This is a genomic window from Burkholderia sp. SIMBA_062, from assembly GCF_046534765.1.
Classification (GTDB): domain Bacteria; phylum Pseudomonadota; class Gammaproteobacteria; order Burkholderiales; family Burkholderiaceae; genus Burkholderia; species Burkholderia ambifaria.
The window spans coordinates 50749-70766 of sequence record NZ_JAWRYD010000004.1 but is presented as its reverse complement, the minus strand read 5'-3'; the positions used below and the strand labels follow the sequence as shown (position 1 = coordinate 70766).

At 66.5% G+C, this 20018-nt stretch carries 23 protein-coding genes and 3 pseudogenes; 11 read left to right on the top strand and 15 right to left on the bottom strand.

Annotation, left to right across the window (positions count from 1 at the left end):
- Window positions 1–49 precede the first annotated feature (49 nt).
- Both SB786_RS05330 and SB786_RS05325 read left to right on the top strand, forming a co-directional pair.
- Entirely contained in the window at window positions 50–2632 is a 2583-nt protein-coding gene (locus SB786_RS05330; protein WP_410726554.1) for an EAL domain-containing protein, read from the top strand.
- Between the two features lie 123 nt (window positions 2633–2755).
- The gene (locus SB786_RS05325; protein WP_006757922.1) at window positions 2756–2968 is read left to right on the top strand and encodes a hypothetical protein; all 213 of its coding nucleotides are present in this window, start codon (window positions 2756–2758) and stop codon (window positions 2966–2968) included.
- A gap of 287 nt (window positions 2969–3255) precedes the next feature.
- Here SB786_RS05325 and SB786_RS05320 read toward each other — a convergent pair whose 3' ends face one another.
- Window positions 3256–4389, bottom strand: a complete 1134-nt coding sequence (locus SB786_RS05320) for a hypothetical protein (protein ID WP_410726552.1) — start codon at window positions 4387–4389, stop codon at window positions 3256–3258.
- A gap of 212 nt (window positions 4390–4601) precedes the next feature.
- On the opposite strand from SB786_RS05320, the gene SB786_RS05315 reads away from it, so the two are divergent.
- From SB786_RS05315 to SB786_RS05300, 4 genes are all read left to right on the top strand, one after another.
- Window positions 4602–5702 carry an NAD(P)H-dependent flavin oxidoreductase gene (locus SB786_RS05315; RefSeq protein WP_410726550.1) on the top strand — a complete coding sequence of 367 codons (1101 nt, stop codon included), beginning with the start codon at window positions 4602–4604 and terminating at the stop codon, window positions 5700–5702.
- Window positions 5703–5882: 180 nt separating this feature from the next.
- On the top strand, window positions 5883–6254 hold the full coding sequence (locus SB786_RS05310; RefSeq protein ID WP_410726548.1) for a GFA family protein: 372 nt from the start codon (window positions 5883–5885) through the stop codon (window positions 6252–6254).
- Window positions 6251–6391, top strand: a complete 141-nt coding sequence (locus tag SB786_RS05305) for a hypothetical protein (protein WP_410726547.1) — start codon at window positions 6251–6253, stop codon at window positions 6389–6391. Before SB786_RS05310 ends, SB786_RS05305 begins: the two co-directional genes overlap by 4 nt.
- 134 nt (window positions 6392–6525) lie before the next feature.
- Window positions 6526–6981 carry a MarR family winged helix-turn-helix transcriptional regulator gene (locus tag SB786_RS05300; RefSeq protein WP_410726546.1) on the top strand — a complete coding sequence of 152 codons (456 nt, stop codon included), beginning with the start codon at window positions 6526–6528 and terminating at the stop codon, window positions 6979–6981.
- A gap of 101 nt (window positions 6982–7082) precedes the next feature.
- Here the strand turns inward: SB786_RS05300 and SB786_RS05295 are convergent, their stop codons facing one another.
- From SB786_RS05295 to SB786_RS05260, 8 genes and pseudogenes are all read right to left on the bottom strand, one after another.
- On the bottom strand, window positions 7083–7826 hold the full coding sequence (locus tag SB786_RS05295; protein WP_410726545.1) for a GNAT family N-acetyltransferase: 744 nt from the start codon (window positions 7824–7826) through the stop codon (window positions 7083–7085).
- A gap of 140 nt (window positions 7827–7966) precedes the next feature.
- The gene (locus SB786_RS05290) at window positions 7967–8296 is read right to left on the bottom strand and encodes a DUF4148 domain-containing protein (RefSeq protein ID WP_410726543.1); all 330 of its coding nucleotides are present in this window, start codon (window positions 8294–8296) and stop codon (window positions 7967–7969) included.
- A gap of 72 nt (window positions 8297–8368) precedes the next feature.
- Window positions 8369–8695, bottom strand: coding sequence for a DUF4148 domain-containing protein (locus SB786_RS05285; RefSeq protein ID WP_410726541.1), 327 nt, complete (start codon window positions 8693–8695; stop codon window positions 8369–8371).
- A 67-nt stretch (window positions 8696–8762) separates the two neighbouring features.
- On the bottom strand, window positions 8763–9182 hold the full coding sequence (locus tag SB786_RS05280) for an organic hydroperoxide resistance protein (protein ID WP_410726539.1): 420 nt from the start codon (window positions 9180–9182) through the stop codon (window positions 8763–8765).
- Between the two features lie 349 nt (window positions 9183–9531).
- Window positions 9532–9829, bottom strand: a pseudogene (locus tag SB786_RS05275) (SDR family oxidoreductase); the annotation flags it as partial.
- Window positions 9830–9987: 158 nt separating this feature from the next.
- Window positions 9988–10319 (bottom strand): annotated as a pseudogene (locus tag SB786_RS05270) (helix-turn-helix domain-containing protein); the annotation flags it as partial.
- 7 nt (window positions 10320–10326) lie between these two features.
- Window positions 10327–10521 (bottom strand): annotated as a pseudogene (locus SB786_RS05265) (helix-turn-helix domain-containing protein); the annotation flags it as partial.
- Between the two features lie 270 nt (window positions 10522–10791).
- A complete protein-coding gene (locus SB786_RS05260; RefSeq protein ID WP_006759493.1) occupies window positions 10792–11280 on the bottom strand; it encodes an aminoacyl-tRNA deacylase in 489 nt (162 codons plus the stop codon).
- 451 nt (window positions 11281–11731) lie between these two features.
- Between SB786_RS05260 and SB786_RS05255 the strand changes: the two genes are divergently transcribed.
- A complete protein-coding gene (locus tag SB786_RS05255; protein ID WP_006759492.1) occupies window positions 11732–12019 on the top strand; it encodes a YciI-like protein in 288 nt (95 codons plus the stop codon).
- Between the two features lie 9 nt (window positions 12020–12028).
- Here SB786_RS05255 and corA read toward each other — a convergent pair whose 3' ends face one another.
- Complete coding sequence (corA, locus tag SB786_RS05250; protein WP_410726537.1) at window positions 12029–13006, bottom strand: magnesium/cobalt transporter CorA; 978 nt, start codon at window positions 13004–13006, stop codon at window positions 12029–12031.
- A 179-nt stretch (window positions 13007–13185) separates the two neighbouring features.
- Between corA and cydX the strand changes: the two genes are divergently transcribed.
- Window positions 13186–13332: a cytochrome bd-I oxidase subunit CydX gene (gene cydX / locus SB786_RS05245; RefSeq protein WP_410726535.1), complete on the top strand. Its 147-nt coding sequence runs from the start codon at window positions 13186–13188 to the stop codon at window positions 13330–13332.
- On the top strand, window positions 13329–13946 hold the full coding sequence (locus SB786_RS05240; RefSeq protein ID WP_410726533.1) for an AAA family ATPase: 618 nt from the start codon (window positions 13329–13331) through the stop codon (window positions 13944–13946). Before cydX ends, SB786_RS05240 begins: the two co-directional genes overlap by 4 nt.
- A 101-nt stretch (window positions 13947–14047) precedes the next feature.
- On the opposite strand, the gene SB786_RS05235 is transcribed toward SB786_RS05240, so the two are convergent.
- Entirely contained in the window at window positions 14048–15148 is a 1101-nt protein-coding gene (locus tag SB786_RS05235; RefSeq protein ID WP_006755042.1) for a saccharopine dehydrogenase family protein, read from the bottom strand.
- 436 nt (window positions 15149–15584) lie between these two features.
- The gene (locus tag SB786_RS05230) at window positions 15585–16049 is read right to left on the bottom strand and encodes an Lrp/AsnC family transcriptional regulator (protein WP_175784545.1); all 465 of its coding nucleotides are present in this window, start codon (window positions 16047–16049) and stop codon (window positions 15585–15587) included.
- Window positions 16050–16400: 351 nt separating this feature from the next.
- Here SB786_RS05230 and SB786_RS05225 point away from each other — a divergent pair, with 351 nt between their 5' ends.
- The gene (locus SB786_RS05225) at window positions 16401–16943 is read left to right on the top strand and encodes a Spy/CpxP family protein refolding chaperone (protein WP_410726530.1); all 543 of its coding nucleotides are present in this window, start codon (window positions 16401–16403) and stop codon (window positions 16941–16943) included.
- A 128-nt stretch (window positions 16944–17071) separates the two neighbouring features.
- On the top strand, window positions 17072–17503 hold the full coding sequence (locus SB786_RS05220) for a PGDYG domain-containing protein (protein ID WP_410726528.1): 432 nt from the start codon (window positions 17072–17074) through the stop codon (window positions 17501–17503).
- Window positions 17504–17546: 43 nt separating this feature from the next.
- Here the strand turns inward: SB786_RS05220 and SB786_RS05215 are convergent, their stop codons facing one another.
- The 3 genes from SB786_RS05215 to SB786_RS05205 are packed head-to-tail and all read right to left on the bottom strand — an operon-like array spanning window position 17547 to window position 19809.
- The gene (locus tag SB786_RS05215; protein WP_410726526.1) at window positions 17547–17909 is read right to left on the bottom strand and encodes a DUF3022 domain-containing protein; all 363 of its coding nucleotides are present in this window, start codon (window positions 17907–17909) and stop codon (window positions 17547–17549) included.
- 13 nt (window positions 17910–17922) lie between these two features.
- Entirely contained in the window at window positions 17923–18711 is a 789-nt protein-coding gene (locus SB786_RS05210; protein WP_410726524.1) for a YhfC family intramembrane metalloprotease, read from the bottom strand.
- Between the two features lie 54 nt (window positions 18712–18765).
- A complete protein-coding gene (locus SB786_RS05205; protein WP_410726521.1) occupies window positions 18766–19809 on the bottom strand; it encodes a LacI family DNA-binding transcriptional regulator in 1044 nt (347 codons plus the stop codon).
- Between the last annotated feature and the right edge of the window lie 209 nt (window positions 19810–20018).

The window sequence follows — 20018 nt, the reverse complement described above, 5'->3', positions numbered from 1 at the left end:
ATCGCCACTGCGATCGCGAAGCGACAGATACAGGAACAGGAGGACGGTCGTGAACCACGAACATGCCGATTTGCCGGCGATTCTGATCATCGATGACGACGCGATGACGCGGCTGCTGGTCGTGGAAACGCTGGAGCCCGACGGTTTCCGCGTCGAGGAAGCGACGGGGCCGCAGGAAGGCATCGACGCGTTCCTGCGTCATCGTCCCGCCGTCGTGCTGCTCGATGTCGAGATGCCCGGCGGCGACGGCTTCGACTGTTGCCGCGCGCTGCGCGCATTGCCGGAAGGCCGCCGCGTGCCGATCGTGATGCTCACGGGCAACGACGACGACGCATCGATCGCCAGCGCGTTCGACGCCGGCGCGACCGATTTCGTATCGAAGCCGATGCGATGGAAGCTGCTCGGCTACCGGATCCGGTATCTGCTGCGCGCCGCCGCGGCGGTCGAAAAGCTGGCGACCACCGAGGTCAGCCTGACGCATGCGCAAGCGCTCGCGCATCTGGGCAATTGGGAATTCCAGGCGGGCCGCACGGACGGCTACTGGTCGCCGGAGCTGTACCGCATCCTCGGGCTCGACGCAGCGCATGCGCCGCCGACGTTCGAGCGGCTGCTGCAGGCCGTGCCGGCCGACGAACAGCCGTTGCTCGTGCAGTCGTTCACGAGCCTGCGTACCGAAGGCGTGCCGTTCTCGCTCGAGCATCGGCTCGTTCACGCGGACGGCACCGAGCACTGCGTGCTGCATCAGGCCGAGTCGGGGCGCGATCCGAACCACGCGATCATCCTGCGCGGCATCGTGCAGGACATCACCGAGCGCAAGATGCAGCAGGGCCGCATCGAATATCTTGCCAACCACGATGCGCTCACCGGCCTGCCCAATCGCAACCTGCTGGGCGACCGGATGGAGCAGGCGATGTCGCAGGCGCGCCGCACCGGGCAGCTGGTCGCGGTGATGGTGCTCGACCTGGACCGCTTCAAGCACATCAACGACAGTTTCGGCCACTCGGTCGGCGACGGGCTGCTGCGCGTCGTCGCCGCGCGGCTGAAGCGCTCCGTGCGCGACGGCGACACGGTCGCGCGGCTCGGCGGCGACGAGTTCGTCGTGATGCTGGTCAACCTGGCGACGCAATCGGACGCGGACGCGATCGCCCGCAAGATCCTCGACACGTTCGTCGAGCCGTTCACGCTCGACGGACACGACCTGCACGTGACGACCAGCGTCGGCGTGAGCCTCTGTCCAACCGACGGCGCCGACGCCGAAACGCTGCTGAAAACGGCCGACGCCGCGCTGTATGCGGCGAAGGAACACGGACGCAACTGCTACCGCTTCTATACGCGCGAGCTGGGTGCGCGCGTCGAGGAGCAGACCATCCTCGAGAACGCGCTGCATCAGGCCGTCGCGAACCACGAGCTCGAGCTGTACTACCAGCCGAAGGTCGATCTCAAGACCGGCCAGATCAGCGGCGTCGAGGCGCTGATTCGCTGGCGGCGCCCGGGTATCGGCGTGATTCCGCCCGACCGTTTCATCCCGATCGCCGAAGATTGCGGGCTGATTTTGCCGATCGGCGAGTGGGTGTTGCGCACCGCGTGCATGCAGGCCGTCGCTTGGCGCCGGGACGGGCATCCGCCGATCCGGATCGCCGTCAATCTGTCGGCGCGCCAGTTCCGGCAGCAGGACGTGGCCGCCATGGTGCGCGCGACGCTCGAGGAGACCGGTCTGGCGCCGGACTCGCTCGAACTCGAACTCACCGAAAGCGTGCTGATGCAGGACTGCGACGCGATCGCGCACACGCTGCGCGAACTGAAGGCGCTCGGCGTCGTGCTGTCGCTCGACGACTTCGGCACCGGCTATTCGAGCCTGTCCTACCTGAAGGACCTGCCGATCGACGTCGTCAAGATCGACCGGTCGTTCCTCGACGACGTCACCACCAGCGCCGAAGGTGCTTCGCTGACGCGCTCGATCATCGCGATGGCCGAGTCGCTGCACATGGAGACGGTGGCCGAGGGCGTGGAGACCGAAGCGCAGCTGTCGTTCCTGAACCGGCATCACTGCCATGCGATGCAGGGTTACTACTTCAGCCATCCGGTCACCGGCGACGAAATCTCCGACATGCTGTCCGCCGGCTCGCAGCTTCCCGAGCACTGCCGGCAGCGCGAATTGCTGCACCGGACGCTGCTGCTGGTGGACGACGACCGCGAGGTCCTGCACATGCTCAGGCGGGCGCTCGGCCGCGACGGCTACGAGATTCTCGACACCACGGATCCCGACGAAGCGCTCGTCCTGCTCGCGCAGCATCGCGTCGGCGTGATCGTGTCGGATTTCCGCATGCCGAGCCTGTCCGGCATCGACCTGCTGCAGCGTGTGAAGGCGCTGTACCCGGATATCGTGCGCATCCTGCTGTCGGGCTACGGCGAAGGGGCGTCGATCGCCGACGCGGCCGGCAATGGCTCCATCCAGAAATTGCTGATCAAGCCGTGGGATGTCGCGCTGCTGCGCAAGCATATTGCCGAGTCGTTCCAGCGGTTCGAGCACAGCTCGCTGCACGGCCGGGCGGGCCTCGGCGCGGGCCATCTCGGCATTCATCCGTCTCCGCTGCGGGCCGTCGACGTGGCGCAATCGCCCGGCCGGACCTGAAGGGCGGCCGCAAGCGACGGATAAAACGGGGTACGACTTGAGCGATATCTGGTATGCCGACATGGATATAGGGAAAACCCTTATCTCTGGCTTATAATATCGGCCTAGAAGAAAGGTCGAACCATGCCAGAACGTTTCCAACCCCTTGAAAAATTTATGTTTTCCCTGGTCGTGATGTCCGCGGTCGTCTGCTCCGCCTTCCTGGCGTACGAGCGTCACCCCGAGATCAAGATCGCGCTGCACGAAGGCGAAGCGCTGATGCGCGAAAGCGCCAAGTATTCGGTCATCTGCTCGCCGTCCAAGGTCGATCCTTGCGTCGAGATGTCCGCTTACTGAATCCGGCCGTCCGCTGAGAACTCCACACTGATTCCCTGAAGCCTGGCAGTCCGCTGACAGCGCCACACTGATTCCCTGAAGCCGGCCGTCCGCTGACAGCGCCACACTGATTCCCGCCGACGCGCGGCCGATGGCCGATTCGCGTCGGCGTCGCGCATCGCGCATCTGCGCGCACCGGTTCGGGCCGCGCGTCCTCTGAGCATCGTCTCTCCGATTGTCGATTTGCCGTGGCGCGAGGCCCGGCCGTTCGCGGCCGACGTTGCGGGCCCGGTCGCACGACGTTGCGCTCATGGCGACGCGCACGGATCGGACCGTCCGGCCGTCGCGGTCGTACCGGCCCCGGCATCGACCTCGGCGCCGCCCCGTTCATCCCGGACCGTATCGGACGCAACAGCCTGCAACCTTGCCGCCAAGTCGGGCGCGATGCCGAGTTGCGCGGCTGCTTGCTCGCGCGGGCCGAAGGTGCGGACGTCGACGCCGGCGATCTGCTGGAACAGTACGAGCGCGCTCAGGTAAGCGCCCGGCGCGCCCGGATGCAGATAATCGGGCCGCGAGATCGGCGGGTCGTTCCGCGCACGCATGCCGTACCACAGCAGCGGCCCGCCGGACGGCTCATACGGATCGGGATCGGCAACGCCGGTCGCCCATGCACGCTGCCACGCGCGGCCGACCGGCGCGACTGCGGCGATCGACGGATCGGTGCGGCGCGCGCGATCAAATGCATCGCGATACGCGGAGACGATCGCGGCGAGACGCTCGACGTAGCGTGCGTGAAAACCATTGCTGCCCGGCTCGCCCGCGAGCGCTTTCGCGAGATCGGCGCGCGGCCAGGTTTCATACAGATAGACACGCGCTTGCGGCGCCGCCGCACGAATGCCGCGCGCCAGCTTCGCGACGCTCGCACAGAAACCGGCCGGATCGCTCGCGCGGCTGTGCGTGAGCGCGAACGGCAGTGGCTTGGCGCTCAGTTCCTGCAGGACGACCGCATCCCACGTGGGCCGAGCGATCACGTCCGATGCAACGCGGTCATGTTTCGCGAGACTCGTCGCTGACATCGCCTCGAGATGCACGTCGTAGTCGAGCCCGGCTTCGACGGCCAGGCGCGCGAAGATACCCGGAATTCCGCCCCACGGGCCCGGCTCGCGTTCCGCACGGGCATCGGTCCGCCTGAAGTTTTCGTCGATGACCTGCGCGGTGCCGGCGACGCCGTGGCTGCCGGCGCGCATTGCGCCGTACGAACGGACGGGCGCGTAACGGCCGTGTGTGAGGCTGTCGCCGACGAACAGGATGCGCTGCGGGGCGCCGGCCGCTGGCACGTCCGCGGCAAACGCGGCCGCCACCGGCCCGACGACCAGCAACGCGGCAATGCACGCGGCTGCGCAACGCGTGACCAGGCAAAGGAACGAGGGTACGGCGGGCATGTCGGTCATCTCGGGTTCCGGAAGGACACGTGGCCGCAGTATTTCACGAAGCGGCGGCGCGGGGCATCTGCCGTTCGGCAGACTTGGAGGCGGTTTCCCGGTCCGCTATCCTGAGCGCTGGATTCCTGAAACGCCGGCCCGCCGGCCGCCTCGCGTGCCACCCGCGGCACGCTTCCCGTTTGCGTTCGCGCCGCCCACAGGAGACGCACCACATGATTCCCTCGACCGACAACCGGACGCTGTTGCGCACGCTCGGCATCCGCACCCCGATCATCCAGGCGCCGATGGCCGGCGTCAGCACGCCCGCGCTGGCGGCAGCCGTGTCGAACGCGGGCGGGCTCGGCTCGCTTGGCGTCGGTGCGACGAACGCCGACGGCGCGCGCAAGATGATTCGCGACACGCGCGCGCTCACCGACCGGCCGTTCAACATCAACCTGTTCTGCCACCAGCCGGCCCGTGCCGACGCAGCCGTCGAGCGCGCATGGCTCGACTGGCTCGCGCCCGTATTCCGCGAGCACGGTGCGACGCCGCCGGCGTCGCTGTCGGAGATCTATACGAGCTTCGTCGCCGACGATGCGATGCTCGCGATGCTGGTCGAAGAAAAACCGGCCGTCGTGAGCTTTCATTTCGGGTTGCCGTCCGACGAGGCAATCGCGATGTTGAAGCGTGCGGGCGTCACGCTGTTCGCGGCCGCGACGAATCCCGACGAAGCCCGGCAAATCGCCGCGGCCGGCATCGATGCGATCGTCGCGCAGGGCATCGAGGCCGGCGGGCACCGTGGCGTGTTCGACTCGACGGTGCACGACGATCGGCTCGGCACGTTCGCGCTCACGCGCCTGATCGTGCGCGAATGCGCGCTGCCGGTGATCGCCGCGGGCGGCATCATGGACGGCGACGGCATCGCCGCGGCGCTCGCGCTGGGCGCACAGGCCGCGCAGCTCGGCACCGCCTTCGTTGCGTGCCCGGAAACATCGATCGACGACGGCTATCGCCGCGCGATCCTCGGCGACGCGGCGCGTCGCACGACGTTCACGAGCGCGATCTCCGGCCGAATCGCGCGCGGCATCGCGAACCGGCTGACCGCGCTCGGCGACGATCCGCACGCACCGGCCACGCCGGCCTATCCGATCGCGTACGACGCCGGCAAGGCACTGCATGCGGCCGCGAAGGCAAAAGGCGAGTTCGGCTACGGTGCGCAGTGGGCCGGGCAGGCGGCGCCGCTCGTCCGGTCGCTGCCGGCGGCCGAGCTGTTCGCGACGCTCGAGCGCGAGACGCGAGCGGCCATCGCGCGGTTGCAGCACGTGCTGGACTGATTCCCGGGCCCGCACCGCGCGCACCGGGGCTGGGCGAATGCGCCGCAATGCCACCGCAACGCGCGGCGCCGGGCACAAGATTGCAATGTTCTGTATCCGCGCGCCGCACGGATACAGCGCGATACAACGCATTGGCCCGGGCCCGCTATAAAGCGGACATGACCTCCTGAGGAGCACGACATGTCTGCCACATGGTTCAACGGATCCTGCCATTGCGGCGCCGTGAAATTCGAAGTCCGGACCGCGCTTGCGCCGGCGGTTCGCTGCGACTGCAGCCTCTGCCGCCGCCGCGGCGCGCTGATGAGCCCGATGTTCGATGCAAGCGAGCTGAAGATCGTCGCAGGCGAGGGCGCGCTGACCAGCTACCGGTTCAACACGCGCACGGCCCACCACTTTTTCTGCAGCCGGTGCGGGATCTATCCGTTCCACCAGACTCGCAAGGATCCCGCGTGCTGGCGCGTCAATCTCGGCTGTCTCGAAGGTGTCGATCCGTACGCGCTCGACGCGACAGTCGCCGACGGCGCGAGTCTTTCCGTCGTGGAGGACGCATGAAACGCTGGCTGATGATCCTGCTGTTCGCCGCGGGCGGCCTCGCGACCGAAATCGCCCATCCCGTGCAGTGTTCGCTGCTGTCGATCAGCCGCCAGCGAGCCGGCACGCGCCGCGGTCGGAACGACGGCCAGTACTGAACATGCAGGCGCCGGCGGGCGCCACGCGGACCACATGCTGTTGATCAGAAACGATAATCATGCTGCCGATAAGATCGCATGCGATATATAATCGGTTCATCTGCGACACGATCCCGTGTCGAGGGAGGACGCTCATGAAACCGACTGAAGCACCATCGCCCGCCACGCCGAAACTGTCCGAGTTCCTGTGTTTTGCGATCTATTCGACGAACCTCGCGTTCGGCAAGGCATACAAGCCGATCCTCCAGGAGCTCGGCCTCACGTACACGCAATACATCACGATCATTGCGCTGTGGGAGGAGGGCAACCAGACGGTCGGGCAACTCGGAGAAAAGCTGTTCCTCGAATCGAACACGCTGACGCCGATCCTGAAGAAACTCGAGGCGATGGGCTATCTGGAGCGGCACCGCGATCCGTCGGACGAGCGCCAGGTGCTCGTGAGCCTGACGAAAAGCGGCCGCCGCGTGCGCGAGAAGGGGCTCGACATGGACCTCGTCGAAGCCACCGGGTTGAAGCCCGACGAATTCGCGAAGATGCAGAAGGCGATCGTCACGCTGCGCGGCAACCTGATCGATTCGATCGACGAATAGACACGAGCCGGCGGCGCACCTGCCGCCGGCCATTGCCGCAATTTCCGCAATTTCCACACATTTCCGGCGATCGGGGCCGACGCACCGCCGCGACCAAGCTGTTACGGCCGGCTCTCCCGCTGGCCCGTCCGGGTCTCCTCACGCTCCAGCACCAGCAAATGCATGTCGCGGCGCGTCACGAAGCCGAGTGCCCGATAGCGCTCGATCGCGACGTGATTCGACGTGAGTACGTGCAGGAACGGCGTTTCCGCCCGCGCGCGGATGGTCGCGATCAATGACCGGATCAGTCCAGCCGCGATGCCCTGGCCCCGAAACGCGGCATCCACGCACACGGCGCTGATCTCCGCATGGCCGCCGGCCCTCAGCCGCTGGCCGGTCATCGCGACGAGCCGGCCGTGCCGGCGCACACCGATATAGCCGCCGAATTCGACGGTGCGCGGACCGAACGGGCCGGGTTCCGTCGCCGCGATCAGCGCGAGCATCTCCGGCACGTCGGCTTCGGTCAGCGGCACATGGTCCGAAGGATCGGCGGCGCTGAGCGTTCCCTGCCAGATCATCTGATGCAGCGTCGCGCGCCGGACCACCGAAAGACCGGCCGGCGTCGGGATCTCGTCCGGCGAGAACAGTGCTGCCGGCCCGTATGCGTCGATCAGTCCGCGCAGCGCGTCGAAAGCGGCCGGGCTGCGGTCGGCCATGCCGGCAAATGGCGCGAGCGCCGGCGGAAACCGCCGCGCACGCGCGTCGCCGAGCGCGAAACGGTGTTGCTCGCCGGCGAGCGCGTGCCACACGGCGTTGTCGAGCGGATGCGATCCGCCTTCTTCGTGTCCCGTCCTTGCTTCCCGCATCGCGTGCTCCTTGATTGAACGCCGTCCGCCGCACAGCATAGACGCGATCGGTCACACAGGTTGCAGACGAACAAAAGCGCATGCGATTACATCGCGTGCGCTTTACTTGACGGACGGTATCGCAAATTTCGTCGTGACCTTCAATGACCGAAATAGATCGAGCGCTCGGCCATGCGAATCGTGCCGCGGCCGCCGGATTGCGTCGCGCCGTCGGCGTTCTTGCCATAACCGGCTGCCTGCGTGTCGGCCGCTGTCGCGCCGTTGTCACGAACCCGCTTCAGCGCGGACTGCAGGTTGTCCGGGTAGTTCGGATCGTTCGGGCGATTCGGCAGATAGCCGGCCTGCTGGAGCGCGGCCAGCTCCGCCCGCACCTGCGCGCGCGTCACGGTGCTTTCGGCAGCGAAAACCGGTGCGGCAACGGAAGCCGACACGGCGACGAGCAGGGCTGCAATCAGTTGAGTCTTCATCATTCACCTCGGTAGAAAGGAGCGTATTCAGGGTTGTCCGGGCACGCCGGCAATCAAGGTCGGTCGCGGTTTCGTTCAATGGCCGAAATAGATCGAACGCTCGGCGACATGCGTGAAGGCACGGCTGCCCGACTGCGTGACGGCTGCGGCGTCGCTGCCATAACCGGACGTCGCCGTATCGGCCGCGACGGTGCCGTTGGCGTGGATACGCGTCAGCGCGGCCTGCAGGTCGTCCGGATAGTGCGGATCGTTCGCGCGGCCCGGCACATAGCCGGCCTGCTGCAGTTGGACGAGCTCGGCACGCACTTGTGCACGCGTCACGACGGTTTCACTGGCAAAGGCCGGGGCTGCAACGGCGGCGGACACGGCAACGAGCAGGGCAGCGATCAGTTGGGTTTTCATCATTTACCTCGACAAGAATAGGGTGGGAGATTCGTGAAGGCGGCGCCTGGCCGCCCGATGCAATGCATCAGACGATGCGGATCTCGACATCGATGTTGCCGCGCGTCGCCTTCGAATACGGGCAGGTCTGATGCGCGGTATCGACGATGTGCTGCACGACGTCGCGATCGAGCCCCGGCACGCTCACGTTCAGGCGGGCCTGCAGAAAGTACGCGTTGCCGCCCATGCCCAGGTCCACTTCAGTGTCCACCGCGAGATCGGGCGGCAGCGTCACCTTCGCCGCGCGCGCCGCAAGCTGCATCGCGCCGATGAAGCAGGCCGACCAGCCGGCCGCGAACAGTTGTTCCGGGTTGGTGCCGGTGCCGGCGCTGCCCGGTGACGACAGCTGGATGTCCAGGCGGCCGTCGGAACTGCGAGCCGCGCCGTCGCGGCCGCCGGAAGTCGTGTGCGTCTTGCCCGTGTACAGCACTTTTTCGATCTTGCTCATCATTCACTCCGTCAGGTTTGAAGGTTTTTTTCAGATGCGATTCGATCGCATGCGATGCAGTTTCGGCGAGGCGCCGCTTCACGTCAAGCGCATTCGATTAAATCGTGTACGATATTTTGTATTTCAATGTATCCGGATCGTGTTCCGCCTTGTGGTGCAAGGACTTTCAGCGATCCATCCCTTGTATTGAAAAGGCGATGCGGAGGGGAAATTTCACGGCGGGCAGGGCAGATGCATGGCGGAATGGTCGCTGTCACGGCAGCGGCAACGCGGTTACGTCGGATGGATTTCGGCGATCACGACAAGGATCACGGCCGCGTCGGCAGGCAAGTGGCGCTAGAAAAGGCCGAGCGAGCGTTGCATGCGCGTCGCGCGCATGCAACGGCGCGTTGATGATGCCGGGCGACACCGCGTTCACGGGGATACCGGCCTTCGCATACGCGATCGCGAGCGGCTGCGTCGCCGCATTGAGTCGGCCTTTCGTCAGCAACACGAGTGCCGACGGCACGTCGCTGTTCGCGTGGTCGACGAGACTCGTCGTGATGCTGACCACGGGTCCGCCGCCGTGCCGCGATCGCCCGCTGCGTGACGTGGAAGAAGCTGTCCAGGTTCACGCGGGTGATGGCCGCATAGTCGACCGCCGTATGGGCACTTCGACAATTTATCAACGCTATCCGGATAACTTTTCTTATCACAATAGCCCGATTAAAGAGACAAACTCACTCGTTCCAGAATGCGTCTGACGAGGAGCTCCGGCCACCGAGCGCAGAGAAGAAGCGCATGCACGCAGTCAATCCGGTGCGTTCATCCATTGCCGCACCGTTTCCTTAGCCAACTGGATGCCGTGACACTCGTAGAGCTTCTCGCAAGCCAGCGTCGGCCCGAAATCGGCGTAGCGCTCCCGAATCAGGCTCAAGGCACGATGAGCGAGATCCTCGGGCAATTGATGGTTGCTCGCGTGGCCACGTCGCTGCGAAACCAGCCCGGCCGGGCCAGCAGCCCGATACCGGGCGACCAATCGTTCAATCTGCCGTCGACTGATCCCGACCCAAGCCGCTGCGCGGCTCGCCAAGGCATCAGATGCTGTTCGATCACGGCTTCCGCGACCTTCAGACGATCCAACTCCCGCATGCTCATGGTGATCAGCTCGGTGTCCCGACACCAATCCCGCCGGGCCGTGCTCACGTAGCCGGGCGACCAGCCGACGAACCTGCCGCGTCGTCAACTCCAGCCGTTCTGCCGCACGCCATGGCTTGAGCTTGCCGTCGGCTACGTCCTGAATGACCTTGAATCGGTCCAGCTCGCGCATCGTCATCGTGATCCGCTCCGTTGCAGCCATCGCAGCCTCCGGCGCCGGACAACCGGCGGCCGGTCAGCTTACGCGGCCCGAAAGCGGACATCTCTATGTAGCCAAAAGCGGACATCTCTATCTAGCCCCTACAATCTTCCGGGTTGATAATGTTGATTATGTCAAATACGAAATCAAGCCGAAAACATAGCGAACTTCAACCGCAACCCCCAACCCGACGCCCCTAGATCGACAGCCGCAACGCCCCGACGGCGCCCGCGCAGACGCCGTTCTGACTCACGACACCCCACACCAACGCAATCAGGAAACCCACATCCCCTGCATCTTGTGCGAGAAATGCGCGCGCTCGGCCGTTTCCATCAGCGACAGGAATTCGTCCTGCGTCATATGGATCAGCGCTTCGTGGTCGCCGGCCTCGAAATACACTTCCGGCTGCTGCGCGAGCTGCTCCTCGAGGAATGTCTTCATCCCATACGCCATGCACACCGGTGGCAACGCGCCCAGGTCGCAATCCTTGAACAGTTCGCGCAGTTCGATTTCCCTGGCGAGCACGAGATGGCGGCCGGTCTTGACCCAGAGGTCCGACAGCCGCACCGCGTGCGACGTCGGCAACACGGCGGCGACGTAGCCTTCGTCGTCCTCGAGCAGCACGGTTTTCGCGAGGCGATCGCCGGGGATATGCGCGGCGGCGGCCGTCTCCATGCTGGTATGGCTATACGGGTGGTACACGACTTCGTACCGCGATGACTTCTGGCGCAGGCAATCCTGCAGGGTGGCTGATACAGGCATGGCACACCTCGTCTGGGCGAATCGGGCGAACGAAGTTCGCTCCGGATTTGTTCAGCATAGGTCGCATTGCGGCCAATGGAAACGCCCTCGCGTGGCACCCCGTACGGACGGCCCAGCCGCGGCTTCGACCCCTTTTCCGATCACGCGACCGCCCTCGCCGGCGGGTGAAATTCGGGCCCGGAATGCGCGTCCAGACGCCGGCCGAACCCACCTTCCCTGAAGACCAAACATGTGATGCGCCATGCGTCGCGATGACGCAAACTCATGCGACGGTGGCCTCGCATTAGACCGTTAGTTGCACTTAAGAGAAGCGGATCGGCATGCCGAAATCATCCCCAACAGCCGCCGAGGTTCGGCAATCCGCCGCAAGCCGCCCCGACAAAGACCGGCCCGCGCTCTATACTGACCCCAAGCGCCCGCCATCCCGCGGCGGCCGATTCCGGGAGCGACCATGCATTACCAGCTGATCTACGAACTCGTCGACGATTACCTGTCCCGGCGCGAGCAATACCGCGCCGAGCACCTCGCGCTCGCGAAGGCGGCAACCGAACGCGGCGAGCTTGTACTCGCCGGCGCGTTGCAGGATCCGGCCGACCAGGCCGTGCTCGTGTTCGAAGGCGATTCGCCGGAAGCCGCCGAATCGTTCGCGCGCGCCGATCCGTACGTGCAGAACGGCCTCGTCAAGTCGTGGCGCGTGCGGCCGTGGCGCGTCGTGGTCGGCAAGCACGCACCGCACTAGGCGTCGCGGCTACAGCCACCCCGCCCGCTTGAAGCGCCACCACAGCGCGAGATCGGCGGCGACCATCACCGCGACGCAGCCGTAGAAGCCGTACTTGAGGTGCAGTTCGGGCATGTTCGCGAAGTTCATCCCGTAGATGCCGGCGATCATCGTCGGGATCGCGAACAGCGCGGCGAACGAGCCGAGCCGCTTGGTCACCTCGTTCTCCGCGAGCGAGATCATCCCGAGGTTGACCTGGATCGCGGTCACGACCATCTCGCGCCGCCCTTCGATCGTCTTCACGATCCGCTGCAGGTGGTCGTACACGTCGCGAAAGTAATGCTGCATGCCGCTGCAGACTTGCGGAATGCGGCCGCCGGTGAGCTTCGCGAGCGGCTCCATGAGCGGCGCCGTGTGTTGGTACAGCATCACGAGCCGGCGTTTCAGCGAATAGAGATCCTCGATGATCGCCCGCGACGACGCGAGCGTGGCCTTCGCGAAGATGCGATCCTCGAGTTCCTCGAGCTCGGTGCCGAGCGTCTCGAGGATCGGGAAATAGCGGTCGACGACCTGGTCCATCAACGCATAAAACACGAACGCCGAGCCCTCCTGCAGCAGATGCGGCTCGCGCTCGCAGCGCTTGCGCACCGCGCGGAAGTCCTGCTCGGTATGGTTGCGGATCGACAGCACGTAGTTCGGGCCGACGAACACGTTCAGCTCGCCGACATTGAATTCGCCGTCTTCATCGAGCTCGACCGTATGCAGCACCGCGAACAGCGAATCGCCGTACTCCTCGATTTTCGGGCGCTGATGCCCCTTGCGGGCATCCTCGAGTGCGAGCTCGTGCAGCGCGAACTCCTCGCCCATCAGGTCGATCTCTTCCGGTGTCGGATCCTTCAGGGCGACCCACACGAAGCACTCGGGCTTCGACACGTAGTCGCTGATGGCGTCGATATCGATGTCGGCCAGCTTGCGGCCGTCCTGGTATGCAGCACAATTGATCAGCATGGTGTCTGTAATGTTGCGGTTTGCGCATCAGTTTACCGGTTTGACGCGCGGGCGGCCCGGCTTGCGCGGCGCGCCGATATTGGTCATGATCGGGCTGCCTGCGTCGCAGCACCGGCGCGGCACCGCTTCGGCAGATGCACGGCACGGCCGTGCGGCCCAACCCTCAAGGAGACAGGCCCATGTGGTATTTCTCGTGGATACTCGGCATCGGCGTGGCACTCGGCTTCGGCATCATCAACGTGATGTGGCTGGAGGCGGAAGTGTTCCCGCGCGACGACAAGCGCACCAACGCGTCGCGCGCGAGCTCGGGGAGCCGGTATTCGTGACACACCTGGTGTTCTTCTGTGGTCATGCCGGCACCGGCAAGACCACGCTCGCGAAGCGGCTGATCGGGCCGCTGATGCGCGCGACCGGCGAGGCCTTCTGCCTGCTCGACAAGGACACGCTCTACGGCCGCTACAGCTCGGCCGCGATGGGCGCCCTCACCTCCGATCCGAACGATCGCGACAGCCCGCTCTACCTGAAGCATCTGCGCGATCCCGAATATCAGGGCCTGCTCGACACGGCCCGCGAGAATCTCGCGCTCGGCATCGGCGCGCTCGTGGTCGGCCCGCTGTCGCGCGAAGTGCGTGACCGGCGCATCCTCGACCGCGCGTGGCTCGGCATCGGGCCGGACATCGCGCTGACGGTCGTCTGGGTGCATACGGCGGAAGACGTCGCGCACCAGCGGATCGTCGCGCGCGGCAACCCGAACGACGCGTACAAGCTCGCGCACTGGGACGAATACCGGCAACGCCGCTTCGTGCCGACCGGCCATGAATGCGACGGCATCGTGATGTTCGACAACACCGCGCCGTCCGACGCGGACATCGATGCGCTGCTGTACCGCATCGTGCCGCCGGCGCCGCAGGCCACGCTCGTTCCGCCGCTGCCCGCCTGAGCGGCACGCACCGCCCGCTCCTTCCCGCTTCGGCCCGCCTCAAAAAACAACGCCGGAAGCGCTGTTGCGCTCCCGGCGTTGGCCCTCGTGCCGGAGATCCGTCAGGCGACTTCGTGCACGCGCTCCATCGTGCCGCCTTCGTACAGCTTGCCGAAACGGTTCGACAGGAACGCCTTCAGCGACACCTTTTCCTGCGGAATGAAACCGCTCTGCGGCAGCTTCTTTTCGCGGAACAGATCCAGCACCGCGCACATCGCGCCGGCCGTCGTGATCTGGATCGCGCTCATGTGCATCCCGCACACGTCCTTCGCGAAAATCTTGCGCGTGAACACGTCCTGCACGAGCTGGCCGTCCTTTACGCCCGTCACCGTGACGAACACGAGCACGACGTCCTGCTTGGTCGACGGCACCGCGCGGCGCATGATCGATTTCAGCGTGTCGCGGTCGCTCGACAGGCGCAGGTCCTCGAGCAGGAACTGCACGAGTTCGCGGTGGCCCGGATAGCGCACCGACTTGTAATCGAGCGTCTCGACCTTGCCCGACAGCGTCTCGCACAGCGTGCCCAGGCCGCCCGACGTGTTGAACGCCTCGTATTCGGTGCCGTCGAGCGAGAAGTGCTCGAGGCCTTCGAGCGGCTGCACCCACTGCTTGCGGCCGTCGCGGATCGCTTCGCACGGCTGGCAGTATTCGTTGATCAGGCCGTCGACGCTCCACGTCAGGTTGTACTTCAGCGCGTTGGTCGGATACTCGGGCAGCGCGCCGACGCGCATCTTCACGTCGCGCACTTCGCTGAAGCCGTTCACGAGCTCGTGTGCGGCGATGCCGATGAAGCCCGGTGCGAGGCCGCACTGCGGCATGAACGCACGGTCCGAACCGTCGGCCAGTTCGCGGATCGCGTGGGTGGCGCGCACGTCCTCGGTCAGGTCGAAGTAATGGACGCCGGCCGCCTTGGCCGCCGCGGCGACGTTGACCGCGAGGTAGTACGGCAGCGCGTTGACGAGCGCATCGAAGCCCTTCACGGCTTCACGAATCGCATTGGCGTCGGCCGAATCGACGCGTTGCGTCGCGATGCCTTCACGCGACAGCTTGGCGAGCGCATCCGCGTCACGGTCGAACGCGACGACCTCATAGTCGCCCGTTTCACGCAGCATGTGAGCAATGGTGTGACCGATCAGACCTGCGCCGACGATGGCGATTTTCATGCGCTTATCTCCTGATGATGGGTTTGGTGTTGGTGTACGGCGTCGAGCCATGAACACAGTCTAGGGACGCGCAAAATCAGTTCCAAGACGAAGAATGATGCGAAACGACCTGGAAATTCGACGAAATGACGATGTATTTCGTCGTAACGACCAAATCGCCTAAAAATTGCGTATACGATGCGGCGCAAACGGGCGCCCATCGATGCGTCTGGACGGACAGGAAGAAACGAGCAAAGCGGCGACAGGCGCCAAGCGAAGGAATCGTTACGCGCGTACGGGCGGGTATTCGACGCGACGGCGCTCGCGTGACGATGCGCGAGCCGACGCCCCGCCCTGCGGCAAACGCAAACGGCGGGGGTTCAACGGAAGGGAAAGGAGGAACAACCTGCGCGACGAATCGCGCCGCGGCGTCACGCGCGACGCCGCATGCGGCGCATCACCCGCCGATCGTGCCGCGATCGATCTTGCGCGACAGAATGATCGACGTCGTCGTGCGCTCGACGCCTTCGAGCGTGCCGATCTGGTCGAGCAGGTCGTTGAGCCGCTCCGGCGAATCGGCACGCAGCCACGCGACATAGTCGTATTCGCCGCTCACCGCGCACAGCAGCTGCACTTCGGGCATCCGGTCGAGCCTGCGCAACACGTCCTTGCCGAACTTCGGCGTGAGGATGATGCCGACATACGCATAAATGCTCGCATCGAGCACGTCCTGCCCGAGCCGCACGCTGTACCCGGCGATCACGCTCGTGCGCTCGAGCCGCGCGATGCGCGCGACGACCGTCGTGCGGGCGACGTCGAGCTGCCGCGCGAGATCGGCAACGCTTGCGCGCGCATCGGCTTGCAGCAGGGCAACGAGTTGCCGGTCGAGGTCGTCGAGTTGGTCGAGGCGAGGTGGACGCATGAGGCTGGGCCGGCGGCAGCGCGCCGGCGAAATGGAACGTGACGCGATGATAGCGCCGAACGCCGGTGCGCCCAAACGGCGTCACACGCGTTCGCGGGCTCACGCGTTCGCACCGCGCTGCTCGCTCGCGTGCGACGCCCGGCGTGCCGATACACACACCCAACGCCATCGGGCGCCGCCCATCCGCGATGTCCGTTTCCTTTCAATTTCGAGTCGTTTCGGATGTAAGCAAGTGTCGCTTTCACTGCCGCGTGACACGCAACGTGCTACTAATAGCAGGCGACGCGAGATGCGTGCTCGCGGCACAGGCCGCGGCGCCCGCTCGCACGACACCACCCCGGAGAGCCAACCATGAAGAAAATCTCGCTCACCCTCGCGATGCTCGCCGTTGCAGCAAGCGCATTCGCGCAAACGCCGCCGCAACCGCAACCGCAGACGCCCTCGACCGCAGCGGCCGCATCCGCGCCGAGCGCCGAACAACGCGCGGCACGCCACGAAGCGCGCATCGAGCAGCGCATCAAGTACCTGCACGATCAGTTGAAGATCACGTCGGCGCAGGAGCCGCAATGGAAGACGTTCGCCGACGCGATGCGCGAGAACGGTGAAACGATGGGCCACCTGTATCGCGCACGGATGGAAAACCACAACGTGTCCGCGGTCGACGACATGAAGCAGTACGCGGAACTCGCGCAGGCGAACGCGGACGGCGCGAAGAAGCTCGCCGACGCATTCGCGCCGCTGTACCAGAGCTTCCCGGCCGAACAGAAGGCGCTGGCCGACACGACGTTCCGCAGCTGGCTGCACCATGGCGGCGAACGCCGCGGCTCGGGCAAGGCCAAAAAGGAAGGCAAGGCAGCCGCCGCGCCGGCCGCCAGCGCGCCCGCGCAACCCTGACGTCCGCCTCGCCGACGCCGCGTTGCCCGGACGGGCGAACGGCGTCGCGCGTCCCGCGGGAATTCGGCGCGTCACACGGCGCGCCGAATTCGGGATAAGCTCCCGGCTTTTCCCGCACTTCCCCCGCCATGCTCGAACTCAAGCACATCGATCTGCGTACCGACCCGCAGGCCCGTCACGTCGTCAAGGACGAAACCGTCACGGTCGCCTTCGCGGCTGCCGACGGCGAACTGATGAGCCTCGAAGGTCCGAATCGCTATGTCGCGGGCGACGCACTGATCACCGGCTCGACCGGCGACCGCTGGGTCGTGTCGCGCGCACGCTTCGACGCGAAGTACCTGCCCGCCGACCCGGCGCTCGCGCACGGCGCGCCGGGCGCGTACCGGAACCGGCCGGCCGTCGTGCTCGCCCGCCGCATGGACGAGCCGTTCACGATCGCCCGCTCGGAAAACGGCGACACGCTGCGCGGCGTCGCCGGCGACTGGGTGATGCAGTATGCGCCCGGCGACTACGGTGTCGTGCAGGCGCAGAGGTTCGCGCAGGTCTACCGCGACGCGTGACGCACCGCAGGGGCGCCGGCATCGCGCCGGCGCGCGCTCACGTTCACGCGAAGTCTTCGTCGAGTTCGAGTTCCGCGTCACGCTCGACGGCCTCGCCGGCCGCGTGGCGCTCCTCGAGCGAGCCCAGCATCGCTTCCGTGTACGCATGCAGCACCGCATGGCTGCGGGCGCGCTGCATCGGCTTGAGCGCTAGATAGCGCGCCAGTGCGGGCGGCACGATGCGGATGTCGAGCGTCATCCGTTTCGGCGCCGAGCCGAAACGCATCGCAAGCCAGTGCACGGACAGGAACCGCCCGCGCGCGTCGCTGCCTTCGGCAAAGCGCGTCTGCTCCGGAAAGAGATCGCAGATCACGCGCGCGAGCGCGTCGAATTCGGCGCTCCGGCACTCGATCAGATAGTCGTCCATCCTGTCTCTCCCGTCAGGCAGCCGTACGCGACGGCCGGCACGCCTTCACCAGCGCGACAACCAGGATCGCGGCCAGCACGAAATACCCGGCTTCGACCCAGGCAGGCGGCAGCACACGCACCTGATACAGCAGCGCCGGCGCGACCGCCAGCGCATGCAGCACGATCGCGAGCGGCAGCACGCCCGCGCGGCCGGCGCGCACGCCGCGCCAGACCAGCACCGACAGCGCGAGCTGCACCACGAACGCCGCGCAGCGCTCGAGCAGCAACAGCAGGATCGACTGTGCCGACAGCGTCGCCAGCATCACGTGCAGCCGCACGACGGTATCGCCGGGGAGATCCGCGAGCTGCGTCTCGAGCTGCCCGCGGCTCGCGAGCCACGCGAGATACGACCACTGGCCCCATACGAGCACGCCGACGAACCACGCTTCGGCGCCGGCATGGCCGATCCCGTAGCCGATGCCGCGCCCGTCGCCGGCCGGCGCGCCGTAGCGGCGGTTCAGGATCCGCATCCCGAGATAGCGGCCGACTTCCTCGAACACGGCGGTGGCGAGCGCGCTGTACGCGACGAACGCGAGCGGCTGCGTGAGCCAGCCGCCGGCCGGTGTCTGGCTCAGCACGAGGCCATGGAACGCGCGTTCGACGATCATCGCGAACAGCGTGAAGACGGCGACGCCGACGATCGTGTCGCGGCGGTCGAGCGCAAGCGGCTTGCGCAGGATACGGAACAGAACGAACGGCAGTAGCGCGATGATCAGCGTGGCGGCGATCAGCACCGCCAGCGTGACGGGAGCGACAGTCATGAATTTCCTTGTTCGGGGCAGCGCACCTGGCGCGCTGCGTGCCCCGAATGATACTCAGCTTGCGGTCGACGCGCGCGCAATCAGCTCGCCGGGCAGCATCGCGACGCGCACGTCGCCGGCCGCGCCGTCGATGCGCTCGTGCACGAATTCGACGGCCTTGTAGCCGATCTCGTAGGTCGGCTGGCGGATCGTCGTGATGCCGATCAGTTCGGCCCATTCCGGATCGTCGATCGACAGCAGCGCGGCCTTTTCCTGCCACGCCGCGCCGAAACGCGCGCGCAGGTGGCGCGCGATCGCGAGCGCGACCGGCGCGTTCGCGGCGAACAGCGCCGCCCGCACGCCGCGCCGCGTCGCGTCGTCCAGGCGCGCGTCGAGGTCGGCGAGCGCCGCGGCAGCCGCCGCAGGCTCGTTCAGGTCGAGCACGACCGTCGGCGGCACCGCCAGCCCGCGCGCGCCGAGCGCCGCGCGGAACGCGGCCTCGCGCAGGCGCCGCGAGCTGACGCGCGCGAACGGCTGCACGACGAAATGGATCGCATCGAAGCCGCGCGCGATCAGGTGCGCGAGCGCCGTCTCGATCGCATCGGTGTTGTCGAGCCCGATCAGGTCGGCCTCGAAGCCCTCGACCGTCCGGTCGACGAGCACGGCCGGGATGCCGGCGCCGCGCAGCGGGCGCAGCACGTCTTCCTCGGCGCCGAGCGCGTTGACGATCAGCCCTTCGACCCGGTAGGTCGTGAGCAGCTGCAGGAAGCGCCGTTCCATCTCGACTTCGTTCGCCGCGTGACAGATGAGCGGCATGTAGCCGAGCGCGTGGCACGCGGCCTCGACGCCCTGCAGCACTTCGATGGTGTACGGGTTGGTCAGATCGGCCGCGAGCATGCCGAGCAGCCGGTTGCGGCCGCGCTTCAGCCCGCGCGCCATCTGGTTCGGCCGGTAGTTCAGGCGCGCGATCGCCGTCTCGATCCGCTGGCGCAGATCGGCGGACAGCACGTGCGTCTCGCCGTTCAGATAGCGCGAAACGCTGGTCTTGCCCGTGCCGGCTTCGCGTGCGACGTCGCTGATCGTCGCGGGACGCTGCGTGGAAGGTTGCGAATCGCTCAAGTCGTGCCTCGCGACGTACGATCCGCGCCGCTTCGTGTGCGGACGGACCTTTGTTGTTGGAAACGAAAGCCACCGGGCGGACGCCGCCGATCCCGTGCCGCGCGCGCGCCCGAAGCCGGCGCACTCGCGCCCGCCCCGGTCGCCTGGCACGCACGGCGATCGGCCGCACCGGACCTGGCACGGATGCCCGTCGCCGAACGCTGCCGGCC

What these genes read in the sequence shown, in the direction of transcription:
- SB786_RS05325 (WP_006757922.1), top strand. Translation starts at nt 2,756, where the DNA reads ATGCCAGAACGTTTCCAACCCCTTGAAAAATTTATGTTTTCCCTGGTC.
- SB786_RS05320 (WP_410726552.1), bottom strand. Translation starts at nt 4,389, where the DNA reads ATGCCCGCCGTACCCTCGTTCCTTTGCCTGGTCACGCGTTGCGCAGCC.
- SB786_RS05315 (WP_410726550.1), top strand. Translation starts at nt 4,602, where the DNA reads ATGATTCCCTCGACCGACAACCGGACGCTGTTGCGCACGCTCGGCATC.
- SB786_RS05310 (WP_410726548.1), top strand. Translation starts at nt 5,883, where the DNA reads ATGTCTGCCACATGGTTCAACGGATCCTGCCATTGCGGCGCCGTGAAA.
- SB786_RS05305 (WP_410726547.1), top strand. Translation starts at nt 6,251, where the DNA reads ATGAAACGCTGGCTGATGATCCTGCTGTTCGCCGCGGGCGGCCTCGCG.
- SB786_RS05300 (WP_410726546.1), top strand. Translation starts at nt 6,526, where the DNA reads ATGAAACCGACTGAAGCACCATCGCCCGCCACGCCGAAACTGTCCGAG.
- SB786_RS05295 (WP_410726545.1), bottom strand. Translation starts at nt 7,826, where the DNA reads ATGCGGGAAGCAAGGACGGGACACGAAGAAGGCGGATCGCATCCGCTC.
- SB786_RS05290 (WP_410726543.1), bottom strand. Translation starts at nt 8,296, where the DNA reads ATGATGAAGACTCAACTGATTGCAGCCCTGCTCGTCGCCGTGTCGGCT.
- SB786_RS05285 (WP_410726541.1), bottom strand. Translation starts at nt 8,695, where the DNA reads ATGAAAACCCAACTGATCGCTGCCCTGCTCGTTGCCGTGTCCGCCGCC.
- SB786_RS05280 (WP_410726539.1), bottom strand. Translation starts at nt 9,182, where the DNA reads ATGAGCAAGATCGAAAAAGTGCTGTACACGGGCAAGACGCACACGACT.
- SB786_RS05260 (WP_006759493.1), bottom strand. Translation starts at nt 11,280, where the DNA reads ATGCCTGTATCAGCCACCCTGCAGGATTGCCTGCGCCAGAAGTCATCG.
- SB786_RS05255 (WP_006759492.1), top strand. Translation starts at nt 11,732, where the DNA reads ATGCATTACCAGCTGATCTACGAACTCGTCGACGATTACCTGTCCCGG.
- corA (WP_410726537.1), bottom strand. Translation starts at nt 13,006, where the DNA reads ATGCTGATCAATTGTGCTGCATACCAGGACGGCCGCAAGCTGGCCGAC.
- cydX (WP_410726535.1), top strand. Translation starts at nt 13,186, where the DNA reads ATGTGGTATTTCTCGTGGATACTCGGCATCGGCGTGGCACTCGGCTTC.
- SB786_RS05235 (WP_006755042.1), bottom strand. Translation starts at nt 15,148, where the DNA reads ATGAAAATCGCCATCGTCGGCGCAGGTCTGATCGGTCACACCATTGCT.
- SB786_RS05230 (WP_175784545.1), bottom strand. Translation starts at nt 16,049, where the DNA reads ATGCGTCCACCTCGCCTCGACCAACTCGACGACCTCGACCGGCAACTC.
- SB786_RS05225 (WP_410726530.1), top strand. Translation starts at nt 16,401, where the DNA reads ATGAAGAAAATCTCGCTCACCCTCGCGATGCTCGCCGTTGCAGCAAGC.
- SB786_RS05220 (WP_410726528.1), top strand. Translation starts at nt 17,072, where the DNA reads ATGCTCGAACTCAAGCACATCGATCTGCGTACCGACCCGCAGGCCCGT.
- SB786_RS05215 (WP_410726526.1), bottom strand. Translation starts at nt 17,909, where the DNA reads ATGGACGACTATCTGATCGAGTGCCGGAGCGCCGAATTCGACGCGCTC.
- SB786_RS05210 (WP_410726524.1), bottom strand. Translation starts at nt 18,711, where the DNA reads ATGACTGTCGCTCCCGTCACGCTGGCGGTGCTGATCGCCGCCACGCTG.